General features: G+C 59.3%; 13 protein-coding genes. 11 read left to right on the plus strand and 2 right to left on the minus strand.

Annotated elements, in window-relative coordinates; genetic code table 11:
- The first annotated feature begins 211 nt into the window (after window positions 1-211).
- From GTU79_RS10005 to leuD, 6 genes are all read left to right on the plus strand, one after another.
- Entirely contained in the window at window positions 212-598 is a 387-nt protein-coding gene (locus GTU79_RS10005) for a VOC family protein (RefSeq protein ID WP_203522036.1), read from the plus strand.
- 160 nt (window positions 599-758) lie between these two features.
- Complete coding sequence (locus tag GTU79_RS10010; RefSeq protein ID WP_214513880.1) at window positions 759-1,730, plus strand: ABC transporter substrate-binding protein; 972 nt, start codon at window positions 759-761, stop codon at window positions 1,728-1,730.
- Between the two features lies 1 nt (window position 1,731).
- A complete protein-coding gene (locus GTU79_RS10015; protein WP_203522035.1) occupies window positions 1,732-2,841 on the plus strand; it encodes an ABC transporter ATP-binding protein in 1,110 nt (369 codons plus the stop codon).
- Entirely contained in the window at window positions 2,838-4,634 is a 1,797-nt protein-coding gene (locus tag GTU79_RS10020) for an ABC transporter permease (RefSeq protein WP_203522034.1), read from the plus strand. The genes GTU79_RS10015 and GTU79_RS10020 overlap by 4 nt, the downstream gene beginning before the upstream one ends.
- Window positions 4,621-6,033: a 3-isopropylmalate dehydratase large subunit gene (locus tag GTU79_RS10025; protein WP_214513881.1), complete on the plus strand. Its 1,413-nt coding sequence runs from the start codon at window positions 4,621-4,623 to the stop codon at window positions 6,031-6,033. The genes GTU79_RS10020 and GTU79_RS10025 overlap by 14 nt, the downstream gene beginning before the upstream one ends.
- Window positions 6,030-6,635, plus strand: a complete 606-nt coding sequence (gene leuD / locus GTU79_RS10030; protein ID WP_203522032.1) for a 3-isopropylmalate dehydratase small subunit — start codon at window positions 6,030-6,032, stop codon at window positions 6,633-6,635. Before GTU79_RS10025 ends, leuD begins: the two co-directional genes overlap by 4 nt.
- 746 nt (window positions 6,636-7,381) lie before the next feature.
- Here leuD and GTU79_RS10035 read toward each other — a convergent pair.
- Window positions 7,382-8,314 (minus strand): LysR family transcriptional regulator, encoded by a 933-nt coding sequence (locus tag GTU79_RS10035; RefSeq protein ID WP_203522031.1) that lies wholly within the window; start codon window positions 8,312-8,314, stop codon window positions 7,382-7,384.
- Window positions 8,315-8,443: 129 nt separating this feature from the next.
- Between GTU79_RS10035 and GTU79_RS10040 the strand changes: the two genes are divergently transcribed.
- The gene (locus GTU79_RS10040) at window positions 8,444-9,217 is read left to right on the plus strand and encodes an SDR family oxidoreductase (protein ID WP_203522030.1); all 774 of its coding nucleotides are present in this window, start codon (window positions 8,444-8,446) and stop codon (window positions 9,215-9,217) included.
- A gap of 155 nt (window positions 9,218-9,372) precedes the next feature.
- Window positions 9,373-10,275 (plus strand): lipid A hydroxylase LpxO, encoded by a 903-nt coding sequence (gene lpxO / locus GTU79_RS10045; protein WP_203522029.1) that lies wholly within the window; start codon window positions 9,373-9,375, stop codon window positions 10,273-10,275.
- A 150-nt stretch (window positions 10,276-10,425) separates the two neighbouring features.
- On the opposite strand, the gene GTU79_RS10050 is transcribed toward lpxO, so the two are convergent.
- Window positions 10,426-11,823, minus strand: a complete 1,398-nt coding sequence (locus tag GTU79_RS10050) for an aminotransferase-like domain-containing protein (protein WP_203522028.1) — start codon at window positions 11,821-11,823, stop codon at window positions 10,426-10,428.
- A gap of 381 nt (window positions 11,824-12,204) precedes the next feature.
- Between GTU79_RS10050 and GTU79_RS10055 the strand changes: the two genes are divergently transcribed.
- The 3 genes from GTU79_RS10055 to GTU79_RS10065 are packed head-to-tail and all read left to right on the plus strand — an operon-like array spanning window position 12,205 to window position 14,854.
- Window positions 12,205-12,687 (plus strand): MSMEG_0572/Sll0783 family nitrogen starvation response protein, encoded by a 483-nt coding sequence (locus GTU79_RS10055; protein ID WP_132922344.1) that lies wholly within the window; start codon window positions 12,205-12,207, stop codon window positions 12,685-12,687.
- A 12-nt stretch (window positions 12,688-12,699) separates the two neighbouring features.
- Entirely contained in the window at window positions 12,700-13,785 is a 1,086-nt protein-coding gene (locus tag GTU79_RS10060; RefSeq protein ID WP_203522027.1) for a Nit6803 family nitrilase, read from the plus strand.
- On the plus strand, window positions 13,760-14,854 hold the full coding sequence (locus GTU79_RS10065; RefSeq protein WP_203523111.1) for an MSMEG_0568 family radical SAM protein: 1,095 nt from the start codon (window positions 13,760-13,762) through the stop codon (window positions 14,852-14,854). Before GTU79_RS10060 ends, GTU79_RS10065 begins: the two co-directional genes overlap by 26 nt.
- Window positions 14,855-14,861 lie beyond the last annotated feature (7 nt).

The following is a 14,861-nucleotide window of genomic DNA, read 5'->3' on the forward strand; positions in this document are numbered from 1 at the left end:
CGGACCCAGGCTTATGGCGTTATTTAACTATCGTTATCTCAAATTGTGCGTTAACAGTCATGACCCCAACTGTTAGTCTATTTTTGCCGGGCATTTAAATTAAGCGTTAACGGCTGAAAATAATCCCGAAATATTTTGTCCGCCTAAAAGAAAATGCTGAAAAGGCGCGATAAATAATGACGCCTTTCACCTTACGGATCAGGAGAATAATATGGCCGCTTCGCGCATCGTTCATCTCGCACTTAAAGTTGATGATCTTGATTATGCCACCAAATTTTATGAACAGGTGTTCGGTTTTAAACAAATCAAAACGGAACATAAACGTCAGCATTCCTCCCGGCATATGACCGACGGACATATTGATTTTACGCTGGTGCAGTACGATAACGAGGATCACGAAGAGGCATTGCTCTCCGGGCCGGGGCCGCGTCTGCATCATTACGGCGTATCGGTGGATGATCAGGACGAAATAGCGGAAAAGATCAGGGCGCTGGGGGGCGAAATCCTTTCACCGCCGGGTTCCGGGGCGCTGAAGTTCCGGGCGCCGGACGGCACCATAGCCGAAATAGTAAAAGAAGGGCGTTATTCCATCGAATGAGTTCCGATCAAATATAAATCTGTGTATCAGATGTTTAGCAAAGGCATTCTTATTATGGCGTTTACAGTCGTGAAAAATATCCTGCTGGGGACCGCACTATTGTTTTCATTATCATCCGCGGCGTTGGCGGCGGATAATCTGAAATTAACCGGCGGCGTGTATGAACAGTTATATACCTCTGCCATTGCCAATAATGAAAAGAAGTTATTTTTATTCTCCGGCCAGCCGCGAGGAATCAAAGCTGCTCAGCGAGTTATGGAAAACCAATTTTCCCAAGATTCATCTGACCATCGTCGGCAAAAAGGCGCCGGACCTGATTACCCAGATAGAAGCGGAACGCGCGGCGAAACAATACCGTGCCGACGTGACCGCCATGAGCCAGCCTTATGTCGCTGTTTTATGGAAACAAAAGGGGTATTACCTGCCCTATAAAGTCTCCACCTTCGATAAGCTGAGTCCGGATTATGCTGATACCGACGGCGCCTATTATTCCATCGGCGTGTTTTTGCTGCCCGCCGCCTATAACAGCCGCGCTGTGCCGGATAAAGCCAATCTGCCCCATTCGCTGGCGGATTTTCTCGATCCAAAATGGAAAGGAAAAATCGTCCTGGCGGATCCTTCTACCGCAGGCAATAGCCTGACCTTCTTTTTAGCCCTGCTGCAAACCGGCAAAATCGACTGGTCTTATATGGAAAAGCTGGCCAAACAGGACGTGCTTTTCGTGCGCGGCAACCCCGAAGCGGCGCGGATACTGGCTTCCGGCGAGCGCAGCGTGTCCCCAATGGTATCTTCCTTTAATGTCATGACCTCTAAAGAGCAGGGTCAGGCCATCGATCTTTACAACCTGGACGAAGGGACGCTGGTGACACAGCAGCCAAGCGGCATCATGTCTAATCCGCCCCATCCGACGGCGGCCAAGCTGCTGATGGAAGTTCTCACCAGCGCCCAGGGCCAGGAACTGCGTGCCGAAGCCGGTAAATTCTGGCCTACCAATGCCGATGCCGGCTCGGTGGACGGCCTGCCCAAGCTGGCGGACTTCAAGCCTTATAACGTTGATCTTTCCAAACTGTCCGATGAGAAGACCACGCAGGATTTCCTGGCCCGCTTTAATAAAATTTTCGGTCGCGAGTAATATGATGGCTATTGATAATTCCGTTCCACGTCCGGCCCGTCTGGAGCTTATCGGCCTGAGAAAACAGCTGGGGGATACCCCTGTGGTTGACGGGGTCGACCTGAGGGTAAACGAGGGGGAGAGCCTGGTATTGCTGGGGCCGAGCGGCTGCGGCAAGACAACCACCCTGCGGATGGTGGCCGGTTTTATCGAGCCCGACGGCGGGGAGATCCATCTTTCCGGCCTGCTTGCTTCCGGGCGCGGCGCCTTTGTGCCGGTGGAGCGCCGCCAACTGGGCATGGTGTTCCAGAACTATGCCGTCTGGCCGCACAAAACCGTTTATGACAACGTGGCGTTCAGCCTCTCCATCGCCGGCGACAACCGGGCCGCCATCCGGCGCAAAGTTGACGACGTGCTGAAACTCGTTCATCTGGACGGCCTGGCCCAGCGTTATCCCGGCGATCTGAGCGGCGGCCAGCAGCAGCGGGTGGCGCTGGCACGGGCCATTATCGCTGAGCCGAGCCTGCTGTTATTCGATGAGCCGCTGTCCAACCTGGATGCCGGTTTACGGGAAGAGATGCGTTTTGAGCTTAAGCGTCTGCATAGCCAAAACGGCATCACCATGTTTTATGTCACCCACGATCAGGAAGAAGCCTTGGTGATAGCGGATCGGATTGCGGTCATGAACAAGGGACGTATCGAACAGTGCGACGTGCCGGAAGCCATTTATCGACGGCCCCGCTCGCGCTTTGTCGCCTCCTTTGTCGGCACCACCAATCTTATTGAGGGCACTGTGGCGGGACTGGATGCCAATACCCGCCGCCTGCTGGTTCAGTCCGCCCTCGGGGAGCCTTTCTGGGCCGCCGCGTCGGATCAGGTCATTGCCACCTGCCGCACCGGCGACGGGGTGGCGGTATCGGTACGGCCGGAGAATGTCTCTTTCGATGCGGACGCCGCGGGCGGTATGCGCGGCCGGATTATCGATTCCTCGTTTCTGGGCAGCCGCTACGACCTGGTGATTGACGTGGCGGGCCATCCGTTGCGGGTGCAAACGCCGCGGCAATGGTCCGGCTCGGTTGCCAACGGCGTGACCGTTTCCTTCCATCCCGATGAGGCCTGGGTAATACCATGATGAAATCGAGCACCGCGCCGGCGCCGAAACAGATGCGCCCCTATGCCGGATCCGCGACCCTGGCGCAAAAAGTCACCGGCCGGTGGCGCCGGGTGGCGGCGGAGCCGGGAAAAATCATCATTCTCACCGCCGCGCTGCTGGTGCTGGGCGCGCTGATACTTTATCCCATGGCGAGGCTGGTGCTGCTGGGCCTTGCCGGCGATAGCGGCGCGGGCGCCCTGCGGCCGTTGATAAACGCGTTTTCCGACCCGGGCATGGTGAAGGCGGTGGGGAATTCAGCCTTGCTGGCGGTAAGCGTTACCGGCGGATCGCTGGCCCTGGGGCTGCCCATGGCCTGGCTGGTGTCGCGCACCGATATGCCGGGCAAAGCCTTGATCCGCATCAGCGCCGCCATTGCTTTTGTGGTGCCCTCGTTTATCACCGTTATCGCCTGGATTTTCCTGGCGGCGCCGAATTCCGGCTACCTGAACAAGCTGCTTAACGGGCTGTTGGGCACCACCACGCCGTTTTTCAATGTCATCAGCTTTAGCGGACTGGTGTTTATCGAGATAGCCCATTTGTATCCCCTGGTGTTTTTCACCGTCTGCGCCGCGCTGGTGAACATCGATCCCGGCTATGAACAGGCCGCCCGCGTGCTGGGGGCCGGACGGGTGCGTACCGCCCTGCATGTGACCCTGCCGCTGGTGAGGCCGGCGGTATTATCCAGCGCCATCCTGGTGATACTGGACGCCCTGTCATCCTTCGGCGCGCCGGCGGCTATCGGCACCATGGCGAATTTCTCGGTTATCACCACCAAAATCTACAAGCTGCTGACGTTCCCGCCCCATTTCGAACAGGCGGCGGCGCTGGCGTTTCCCATTGTGGTCTTCACCCTGGCGAGCCTGCTGCTGCAACGCCTGCTGATTCGGGATATCCGCTACCGCACCCTCTCCGGCAAGGCCGGGGCAAAGGCCCTGCCGGTGCGCCTCGGCCGGGGACGCTGGGCGGCGGCGGCCTTTTGCGGCACGGTATTTTTTGTTACCGCGTTTTTACCGCTGGCGGCCCTGGTGCTGCTGTCATTATTAACGGCGTTTGGCGACGATGTGACCTTTGCCAACCTGACGCTGGATCATTTCGCGATGATCGTGGATTCCACCTTCGGCGTGTTCGATACCGTTAAACACAGCCTGTTCCTGTCCGCCGGGGCGGCGTTTATCTGCGTTATCCTCGGCGTGCTGTTCGCCTGGTTTGTGGAGCGGACGACCATTATCGGCCGGGGTCTGGTGAGCGCGACGATTTTCATCGCGTACGGCTTTCCAGCCATTACCTTCGCGGTGGCCATCATGCTCGGCTATCTCAACTGGTTCTACGGCACCTTCACCATCCTGTTGATTGCCTATGTCGCCAAGCAATTGCCCATTTCCTTCGTGCTGTCCCGGTCGGTGCTTAAGCAGATTGCCCCGGAACTGGAGGAGGCCGCCCGGGTGGCCGGCGCCGGCTGGCTGCGCACGCTTACCGCCGTGACCCTGCCGCTGCTGAAGCCGAGCATGTGGGCCGGGGCGCTGCTGGTGTTTGCATTTGGCCTGCGGGAATTGACCATGTCGGCCATTTTGGCGCAGCCGGCCACCCAGGTGATGTCCACCAAAGTGATTGAATATCTGGAAACCGGCGAGGTGGAGCAGGCGGCGGCGATGGCGCTGATTATCGTGGTGCTGAGCCTCGCCTCCCTGGTTCTGTATCGCCTGGTGTCCGGCGGAAATTTGATCGATATGAAAAAAGTAACCTCGTGGAGCAAAAAGCATGGGCACGATTGACAACGGGCAGGGCAAGACCCTGGCGGAAAAAATCTGGGATCGCCACCGTATAGTGGATATCGACGGCGAGCAATTGCTCTATTTGGACAATCTGCTGGTGCATGAAGGGTCCAGTCACGCCTTTGAAGCGCTTAACGCCCTCGGCAAGCACGTTTACCGGCCGGATCAGATTATTGCCTGTTCAGATCACTATCTGCCTACCGCCGGTCGGGAGCGGGGAGTGGAGGGTATCGCCGATCCGGCCATCCGCAACATGATTCTCAGGCTCGGCGAGAATGTCCGCCGCCACGGCATCCGTTATTTCGGACCCGAGGATCCCAACCAGGGCATTTTGCATGTGGTGGCGCCGGAGCAGGGTATAACCCAGCCCGGCCTGCTTATCGGCGGGGCGGATTCACACACCACCACTCACGGCGCCTTCGGTTGCCTGGCCTTCGGTATCGGCGCCTCGGACGCCCGCCACGTGCTGGCGACCCAGACCCTCTGGCTGCGCCGTCCGAAAACCATGCGGGTTCGGCTGGTGGGGGAAGCGGCCCCTTATGTATCCGCCAAGGATATCAATCTGGCGCTTATCGCGCTCCTTGGCGCCGGGGGCGCCCTCGGACATATTATCGAGTATGCCGGACCGGCGGGGCGCCGCACGACGCGGCACAAGAGGGCGGGAGGGGCGGGAGGACGGGCGGGTATCGTCGCGCCGGATGAACCCACGTATGCCTATCGGAGGGGCCGGCCCTTTGCCCCCGCCGCAGAGGAGTGGCGGCAGGCCGTGGCCTACTGGCGGACCTTGCCTTCCGACGATAACGCGGTATTCGATAGGGAGGTCACCCTTGATTTACATGAGGTCTCCCCTACCGTCACCTGGGGCACCAGCCCCGAGCATGCGCTGGGCATCGGCGGCCATCTGCCCGACCCGGCCGCTATTGAAGACGACGACCAGCGTCAGGAGGTTGCGGCGGCTTTGGATTACATGGGCTTGACCGCCGGCGCCCCGCTGACCTCGATAAAAATCGACCGGGTCTTTATCGGTTCCTGCACCAACGGGCGTATCGAGGATCTGCGGGCGGCGGCCGGTATCGCTTTTCGGGGCCGGGTTAAAGTGCCGTCCTGGGTTGTGCCTGGTTCGACGTCGGTGAAGCGGCAGGCTGAGCGGGAAGGGCTGGACAAGATTTTTATCAATGCGGGATTCGAATGGCGCGACGCCGGCTGTTCCCTTTGTACCGCCATCAACGGCGACGTATTGGCGGAGGGGGAACGCTGCGCCTCTACCAGCAACCGTAACTTTCGCGGCCGGCAGGGGGTTAACGGACGTACCCACCTGGTGAGTCCGGTTATGGCGGCCGCCGCGGCCCTCACCGGCTATTTGACCGATGTTCGCTCCTTTGAGGAGACAACCTTATGACCTCATTACTGGCTATCGACAGCATCGGCATTCCCTTTGATGAACCCAATGTGGATACCAATCAGATCTGTCCCACCCGCTTTAACAAGGTACCGCGCGGTCCGGCCTTTGCCCGCATCGCTTTTCACGATCGGCGTTTTGACGGGCAGGATAACGAGAAGGATTTTATCCTTAACCGGCCGCCTTATCGGGACGGCGGCATTATCGTGGCGGATCGCAATTTCGGCTGCGGTTCCTCCCGGGAAACGGCGGTGTATGCGCTGGTGGAATTCGGTATCCGCGCGGTTATTGCGTCCAGCTACGGGGATATCTTTGCCAATAACTGCTATAAAAACCGTTTGCTGCCGGTGGTACTGCCGAACGAAACCTGTATTGCGCTGCGCCATCAGCTGCATGACGATATTGGAGCGCGACTGCGTATCGATCTTGAACATCAGGTGGTTTGGGATCTGAACGGTGAGGGGTATGCCTTCGAGATCCATCCCCTGCGGAAAAAGAGTTTGATTGAGGGTATTGATGATATCGCTCTGACCCAGGGGTATGCCGAGACCATTGTGGCGTTCGAACAAGAGTATCGCGCCGCCTATCCATGGATTAAGTAGCTCTTAGCGCCCCATCAGCGCGGTCTCCCTTTAACTCGGCTCGCTTCACCCTGGGTGATAGCGGGCCTACCGTGCTGTGGGGCGCTCCGGCAGGCGGTAAAACCACGCCTGCTTCGGCCCCATCAGCGCGGTCTCCCTTTAACAGGCTCGCTTCACCCTGGGTGATAGCGGGCTTACCGCGCTGTGGGGCGCTCCGGCAGGCGGTAAAACCACGCCTGCTTCGACCCCATCAGCGCGGTCTCCCTTTAACTCGGCTCGCTTCACCCTGGGTGATAGCGGGCCTACCGTGCTGTGGGGCGCTCCGGCAGGCGGTAAAACCACGCCTGCTTCGGCCCCATCAGCGCGGTCTCCCTTTAACACGGCTCGCTTTGCCCTGGGTGATAGCGGGCTTACCGCGCTGTGGGGCGCTCCGGCAGGCGGTAAAACCACGCCTGCTTCGACCCCATCAGCGCGGTCTCCCTTTAACAGGCTCGCTTCACCCTGGGTGATAGCGGGCTTACCGCGCTGTGGGGCGCTCCGGCAGGCGGTAAAACCACGCCTGCTTCGGCCCCATCAGCGCGGTCTCCCTTTAACAGGCTCGCTTCACCCTGGGTGATAGCGGGCTTACCGCGCTGTGGGGCGCTCCGGCAGGCGGTAAAACCACGCCTGCTTCGGCCCCATCAGCGCGGTCTCCCTTTAACAGGCTCGCTTTACCCTGGGTGATAGCGGGCTTACCGTGCTGTGGGGCGCTTGACCCGGTATGTCTGTTAACGTTTCGCGGGATCTGGATTTGGCTCGTTCAGCAGCAGTTTCTCCCTGAGGAGAGGCTCTGCCCAGGTTATAAACGTCTGTAGCGGGCGGGAAAGGTGTTTGCGGTGTGGATAGAGTAGCTGGACCGGAAGAGGGCGGGGGCGGTAGGCGGGCATGACCTCAATCAGGTCTCCTGATTCCAGGTGGGTTTGTACGTCATATTGGGGTATCTGAATCATTCCCATACCGGCCAGGCAGCAGGCGATGTAGGCTTCGGCGTTATTGACCGTTATCCGGCCGCGCAGGACGGCGGACTGGTAGCTGCCGTTTTCCGGCCATTCCCAGCTCTCGACCCGGCCCGTGGTAGGGGAGGCATAGTTTACCGCCAGATGGCGGGGTAGATCTGAAGGCGTATCGGGTCTGCCATGCAGGGCGATATAGGCCGGCGCCGCCACATTGATGAATTTCAGGAACCCGAGTTTGCGGGCCACCAGACTTGAGTCGGTCAGTTTTCCCACACGCAAGGCACAGTCTATTCCCTCTTCCGCCAGACTGACATTGCGGTCAGATGCTCCCATTTCCAGCATCATGTGCGGATAGCGGGTAAAGAATTCAGGCAGTGAGGGCGCGATGATCAGCCTGCCAATGCGTCCCGGCACATCAAATCTGATTTTCCCCACAGGCTGGCTATCGTTTTGTCTGAACAGATTTTCCGTTTCTTCCACGTCCGGTATCACTCTCAGGCAGCGTTCATAAAAAGCCCGGCCATCGGAGGTGAGGGAGACGCTGCGGGTGGTGCGGTGAAGCAGGCGCGTTCCTACCCGGGATTCAAGCACCGCAACCGCAGCGGAAACGGTGGATCTGGGCATGTTCATTACGTCGGCCGCGCGGGTGAAACTGCCGCAGTCCACCACCCGTATAAAAATGCGAAAGAGGTCAATTCTGTCCATAAAAATTACATTGTTCGTGTTTTATGGACAGTATAATCAGAATTGCGGTCTTTATACAGAAAATGCAGGAGCTATTCTCAGGGGGCACCATCTTTGGCTGTTATACCCATAGAGAAGAGGACTGACGTCATGACAGAGCACAGTATCAAAGGCAAATCCGTCATTATTGCCGGCGGCGCGAAAAATCTGGGCGGGCTGATTGCGCGTGATTTTGCCGAGCACGGCGCGAAAGCCATCGCCATACATTACAACAGCGCGGGAAGTAAAGATGACGCCCAAGCCACCATTGCGGCGATCATGGCCGCCGGAGCGCAGGCTGTGGCCTTTCAGGCCGACCTGACCACGGCCGGCTCCGTGGAAAAGCTCTTCGCGGACGTGACGGCGGCCATCGGCAGGCCGGACATTGCCGTCAATACCGTGGGCAAGGTGCTGAAAAAGCCCCTGTTCGATATCTCGGAAGCGGAGTATGACGAGATGAGCGCGGTGAACGCCAAGTCGGCCTTTTTCTTTCTTAAAGAGGCCGGGAAGCACCTCAATGACAATGGGAAAATCTGTACCCTGGTGACTTCCCTGCTTGGAGCGTTTACGCCTTTTTATGCCGCTTACGCCGGCACCAAGGCGCCGGTGGAGCATTTTACCCGCGCGGCGGCGAAGGAGTTTGGCGAGCGGGGGATTTCCGTCACCGCCATCGGTCCGGGTCCTATGGATACGCCGTTCTTTTATCCGGCTGAAAGCGCCGAGGCGCGGGATTACCATAAGACGGCGGCAGCGCTCTCACCTTTCAGCAAAACCGGCCTGACGGATATCGCCGATATCGTTCCCTGGATACGTTTTCTGGTGACGGAGGGATGGTGGATGACCGGCCAGACCATTCTGGTGAATGGCGGCTATACCACCAAATAACCTCGGCTGGCGATTAACAAGTTATGTAGCACCGCTTCGCTGCGTTCGACTAATATTGCATCACCTCCCGGGACGGGGTGAGGATCAGAGTCAATGCCACTGTAAAAGTTCTGTGTGTTCCTGATGTTTTAACTCATCCCTGATGAGGTATGGATATGAAATACATCATTTTACTGCTGTTGATTGCTTGTGCGGTCTATGTGCATTATCGCGGTCGGGTGCGTTTTGGTTTTTGGCGCCAGTTGGCGGATCACTCTTCCTTTGTATCGCCGATGAATGTCTTTATGTATCTGTTTTCCGCCATTCCCCTTACGCCTTATCTCAAGCTGGAAACGCTGCCGGAGCTGGAAATCCTCAGGAACAACTGGCGGATGATCCGTGACGAGGGGCTGGCGCTGATGGCAATGCGCGAAATCAAGGTGTCCGATAAATATAACGACGCCGGATTTAATTCTTTTTTCAAAACCGGCTGGAAGCGGTTTTACCTGAAATGGTACGAGGACAGCCATCCTTCCGCCAAGGCGTTATGCCCCCGCACCACCGAGCTGCTGCGGACGTTGCCTTCGGTGAAAGCCGCCATGTTCGCTGAACTGCCCGACGGCAGCCGGCTGCCGCGCCATCGCGATCCCTATGCCGGCTCCCTGCGTTATCATCTCGGTCTGATGACGCCCCAGGACGACCGCTGCTTTATCGAGGTGGACGGTAAGCGTTACAGCTGGCGCGACGGGGAGGATGTGCTGTTTGACGAAACCTATATCCACTATGCGGAAAATTCCAGCGGTAAGCAGCGCCTGATCCTGTTTTGTGATATTGAACGGCCCATGCGCTACCGCTGGGCGCAGGCGGTGAATCACTGGCTGGGCCGTCATGTGTTAAGCGCCGGGGCGGCGCCTAACTGGGACAGCGACCGCACCGGCGGCGTCAACAAGGCGTTCAAGTATATCTATGCGGTGCGCAAGGTCGGCAAGTACCTGAAGAAGAAAAACCGCGCCGGCTATTACCTGATCAAATGGCTGCTGTTCGGCGGTATCGCAGTGCTGGTTTTCACAAATTTATAATGGTTACAGCGCTGCCGTGATTCTCATGCATCGGTAGCAATTACAGCGCTGCCGTGATTCTCACGCATCAATAGCGGTTACAGCGCTGCCGTGATTCTCACGCCTCGGTAGCAGTAACAGCGCTGCCCCGATCTTCACGCGCCGCTGCCGTTACAGCGCCACCGTGGACAGCCAGGCGGGGTACTCCAGCATGTCCGCCACGTTTTTCAGCATTGCCTCGCACTGCTCGCGGCTGTTGGGGCCTCCCAGGCACAGGCGCAGCGCGTCGGGGGGATTATTGTCGGTACAGAAGGCGGCGCTGGAGACCGCGCTGACCCCCTGATGGCGCAGTTTCACCGCCACATCCGACGGATTCCAGCCCTGGCGGTGCGGCAGCCGCAGCCAGAGATGGAAACCTTCGGCATCCGCCTGCAGGCTGTAATTGCGCAGCAGCCGGGCGGCCATCCGCTGGCGCAGGACCGCTTCTTCCCGCACCGCCAGCAGCATTTTTTCCGCCGTACCGTCGTTAATCCACTGGGTCGCCAGCGCATTGGTAAACGGGCTGGACATCACCGTCAGCGCCCGCATGGCGCCGGCCAGGTGCTGCCCCTGGCGCACCGTGGGGGCGTGCACCCAGGCAATGCGCAAACCGGCGCCGAAACATTTCGACAGGCCGGTAATATACCAGGTCAGTTCCGGCACCAGCTCCGCCATGGCGGGCAGGGAGGCGGAGGGCAGCATGCCATAGGCGTCGTCTTCGATAATCGGTATGCTGTAGCGCAGGGCCACATCCGCCAGCTTTTCCCGCCGGCGCAGCGGCAGCGTCAGGGTGGTGGGATTATTGATGGTGGGATTGAGATACAGGGCGCGGATTTGCCCGGTCTGGCAGGCGTTTTCAAACGAGCGCGGCATCGGGCCGTCCCCGTCGCACTCCAGGGCGTGCAGGGTGATATCCAATTGGGCGGCGATGGCTTTGAGCCCCGGATACACCAGGCTGCCGACGCAGATTTCTCCGCCCCGGCGCGCCAGCAGGGTCAGCAATCCCACTAGCACGCTGTGAATGCCGGGACATACCAGCAGCCGCTCGGGGGCCACCGCCGGTAAACGGCGCCCCAGCCAGCGGCATCCCGCCTCTTTGTCGTCATGGTTGCCGCCGAAATCGTGATAGCGCAGCAGGGGAAACAGATCTTTGTGGGCAAACAGATTCAGGGCGCCCTGGCGGATTTGCGCCACGAGATCCGGCGAATCCGGTTCCACCGGCAGATTCATGGTCATCTCATAGCTGCTGCCGTTGCGGGGCGGGATCGACGGCACTTTGCCGCGGATAAAGCTGCCGGTGCCCGGACGGGAATCAATGAGTCCGCGCTTGCGCGCTTCGGCGTAGCCGCGGGTCACCGTGGTGTAATTCAAAGAAAGTTTCACCGCCAGGTCCCGCAGGGGCGGCAGGCGATCCCGCGGCTGGAAATCACCGCTTTCAATGGCGTCATGGATCAAATCGGCAATCAGCAGATAAGCCGGACGCTCCGGTCGTTCATGCATATAGTGCGTCCAACGATCGAATCGTTTCATTGTTTCTCTCCTGGTGGCGGACTTCCACTCTAGCGGATTCATCCGTGCCCATGCAATCATTGATGTAATGATTGTGTTTAATGATTGCATCAGATTGTTTGCAGTGCGTTAGATTGGTGCAATCATAGGTTATACATGCGTTGTCATTGTGCAGCGGATTGGTTAATAGTTGCGCTTCTATTTGCCTGTAATCTGAAATGCGGGTCGGTGAAAATTTTTTGCTCAGAAGTTGAGCGATTGATTGGCCGATGATTGCATGGTCCCTTTCCGCCCCTGGCATAACCCTTGCTCCATGAATGATGACGCGTCCGTTAGCCGGCGCGATACATCATCCGCCGCGGCTGTCGGCGATGCCAGTAAACCTGCGAAGAGACTAAGACTATGCCAACGGTAACCCTGCCCGCACATCAATCCGGCGATTTCCTGGTGGATTACGAAGAAAAGGTGTTTGAAGACGTGAAGGCCGAACCGGGCCAGAAAGCGCTGGTGACCTTCCATACCGTCGCGTTCGAAGGCTCCATCGGCTTCGTGAATATGCTGCAGGCCACCCGGCTGCAGCGCAAAGGCTTTGAAACCTCGATTCTGTTATACGGACCGGGGGTGACCCTCGGGGTGCAGCGCGGCTTTCCCAAGCTGGGAGACGAAGCCTTCCCCGGCCATATGAACTTCAATAACCAGCTGCAAAAATTCATGGCTGAAGGCGGCAAGGTCTTTGCCTGCCGTTTCGCCCTGCAGGCGTTGTACGGCCACGGCGAGCCCTCGCTCATTGAGGGCATCCGCGCCATCAATCCGCTGGATGTGCTGGATCTGAAGCTGCTGCACATCCGCGACAACGCGGTGATTCTTGATACCTGGACCGTGTAAGGAGCCGACGTTATGGCACAGGACCGTATCATCCGTGCCGCCGCCGTGCAGATTGCGCCTGACCTCGGCCAGGCGCAAAAAACGCTGTCGCGCGTGCTGGATGCCATTGATGAAGCCGCGGGCAAGGGGGCCGAGATTGTGGTATTTCCCGAAACCCTGGTGCCCTGGTATCCCTATTTTTCCTTTATCGCGCCGCCCATGACCGCCGGCGCCGAGCACCTGCGGCTTTACCAGCAGGCGGTGGAGGTGCCCGGGCCCATTACCCGCGCGGTGGCCGACAGCGCCCGTCGCCACGGCATGGTGGTGGTGCTGGGGGTGAACGAACGGGACCATGGCAGTCTGTTCAACACCCAACTGGTATTCGACGCCGACGGCGAGCTGGTGCTGAAGCGGCGCAAGATCACCCCCACCTATCACGAACGCATGATCTGGGGGCAGGGGGACGCCTCGGGGCTGAAGGCGGTGGATACCGCCGTCGGCCGGGTAGCGGCCCTGGCCTGCTGGGAACACTACAACCCCCTGGCCCGCTATGCGCTGATGGCGCAGCACGAGGAGATCCATTGCAGCCAGTTTCCCGGCTCGCTGGTGGGCCAGATCTTCGCCGATCAGATGGAGGTCACCATTCGCCATCACGCCCTGGAGTCCGGCTGTTTTGTCATTAACGCCACCGGCTGGCTGCGGGAAGATCAGATTGAATCCATTACCGCGGATCCCGATTTGCAGCGCGGACTGCGCGGCGGCTGCCATACCGCCATTATTTCGCCGGAAGGGCGGCATTTGGCGCCTCCCATCACCGAGGGAGAAGGCATTCTTATCGCCGATCTGGATATGAAGCTTATCGCCAAGCGCAAACGCATGATGGATTCCGTGGGGCATTATGCCCGGCCGGAACTGTTAAGCCTGCTGATCAATGACCGGCCCGCGGAGTACTGCCGCCAGCAAGCGCCTTATGAGCAAACAGGCCAACGGCAAACTGCGGCGCCTCAGCAAGCGCTGCCACAGCAAATTACCGCGCCTTGGCAAGCCAGCGGGCAGTCCTTTACTTCCGACACCACAGGAGGGCGCCATGAGCCTGAGCAACCAGCGACTGATTACTGAACTGCAAACCCACGGCCTGAAGGTGGTCAATCCCCAGACCACCCATGTCAATCGCCAGGGCGGAGCCGGTCCGTCGGATCACCAGGCGGTGACCATCGACGGCATGACGGTCATGGTGCCGGTGTATACCCAGCAGGCGCACCAATCCCCCTGGAGCGTGACCCACGACGGGGCCGGCGGCAGCCATTTGTTGAGAGACGCCATTCCGGTGCGGGATATCAGCTTTGTCTCCCAGCCGAACTTCTACCGGCTGAGCACCGCCGACGGCGTCCCGTACTCTCATATCGCCACCCTGCATGGCGCCGATGTGCTGGCCACTACCGTATTGCAAACCTGCATCCGTTATGAAAACCGGCGCAAGGCCTGCCAATTTTGCGCTATCGGCCAGTCCCTGGCGGCGGGCAAAACCATCGCCCGTAAAACGCCGCAGCAGCTGGCGGAAGTGGCCAAAGCCGCGGTGGAACTGGACGGCGTGCGGCATATGGTGATGACCACCGGCACCCCGTCCGGCAGCGATCGCGGGGCGCGGGTTCTGTGCGAAAGCGCCGAGGCCATTCGGGCTGCGGTGGATCTGCCGTTACAGGGGCAATGTGAGCCGCCGGGGGATGCGCTGTGGTTTACCCGCATGAAGGAGGCGGGCATCGACGCGCTGGGCATGCATCTCGAAGCAGTTACCCCGGCGGTGCGGGCGCGCATTATGCCGGGCAAGGCCGCCGTTACCGTGGAGCAATACATGGCGGCGTTCAAGGACGCGGTGCGGGTGTTCGGCCACGGCCAGGTGAGCACCTATATCCTGGCGGGACTGGGGGATACCCGTGAGGCGATATTGTCTACGGCGCGGGAGCTGATTGATATCGGCGTGTATCCCTTTGTGGTGCCGTTCGTGCCCATCCGCGGCACGCCGCTTGAGGATCATGCGCCGCCGGCAGCGGATTTCATGGAGTCCATTTTGCAGCCCCTGGGCAGCATGCTCCGCGGCGGCGGCCTGCGTTCCGCCGATATCAAGGCCGGCTGCGGCCGTTGCGGCGCCTGTTCGCCGTTGTCCAGCTACGAGCGGGCTTCGGCCTGAGGGGAGT

The organism is Sodalis ligni (assembly GCF_016865525.2).
In the GTDB taxonomy this organism is placed as follows: domain Bacteria; phylum Pseudomonadota; class Gammaproteobacteria; order Enterobacterales; family Enterobacteriaceae; genus Acerihabitans; species Acerihabitans ligni.

Bases quoted from the DNA above. Each gene is read 5' to 3' on its own strand.
- GTU79_RS10005 (WP_203522036.1), top strand. From the start codon at position 212: ATGGCCGCTTCGCGCATCGTTCATCTCGCACTTAAAGTTGATGATCTT.
- GTU79_RS10010 (WP_214513880.1), top strand. From the start codon at position 759: ATGAACAGTTATATACCTCTGCCATTGCCAATAATGAAAAGAAGTTAT.
- GTU79_RS10015 (WP_203522035.1), top strand. From the start codon at position 1,732: ATGATGGCTATTGATAATTCCGTTCCACGTCCGGCCCGTCTGGAGCTT.
- GTU79_RS10020 (WP_203522034.1), top strand. From the start codon at position 2,838: ATGATGAAATCGAGCACCGCGCCGGCGCCGAAACAGATGCGCCCCTAT.
- GTU79_RS10025 (WP_214513881.1), top strand. From the start codon at position 4,621: ATGGGCACGATTGACAACGGGCAGGGCAAGACCCTGGCGGAAAAAATC.
- leuD (WP_203522032.1), top strand. From the start codon at position 6,030: ATGACCTCATTACTGGCTATCGACAGCATCGGCATTCCCTTTGATGAA.
- GTU79_RS10035 (WP_203522031.1), bottom strand. From the start codon at position 8,314: ATGGACAGAATTGACCTCTTTCGCATTTTTATACGGGTGGTGGACTGC.
- GTU79_RS10040 (WP_203522030.1), top strand. From the start codon at position 8,444: ATGACAGAGCACAGTATCAAAGGCAAATCCGTCATTATTGCCGGCGGC.
- lpxO (WP_203522029.1), top strand. From the start codon at position 9,373: ATGAAATACATCATTTTACTGCTGTTGATTGCTTGTGCGGTCTATGTG.
- GTU79_RS10050 (WP_203522028.1), bottom strand. From the start codon at position 11,823: ATGAAACGATTCGATCGTTGGACGCACTATATGCATGAACGACCGGAG.
- GTU79_RS10055 (WP_132922344.1), top strand. From the start codon at position 12,205: ATGCCAACGGTAACCCTGCCCGCACATCAATCCGGCGATTTCCTGGTG.
- GTU79_RS10060 (WP_203522027.1), top strand. From the start codon at position 12,700: ATGGCACAGGACCGTATCATCCGTGCCGCCGCCGTGCAGATTGCGCCT.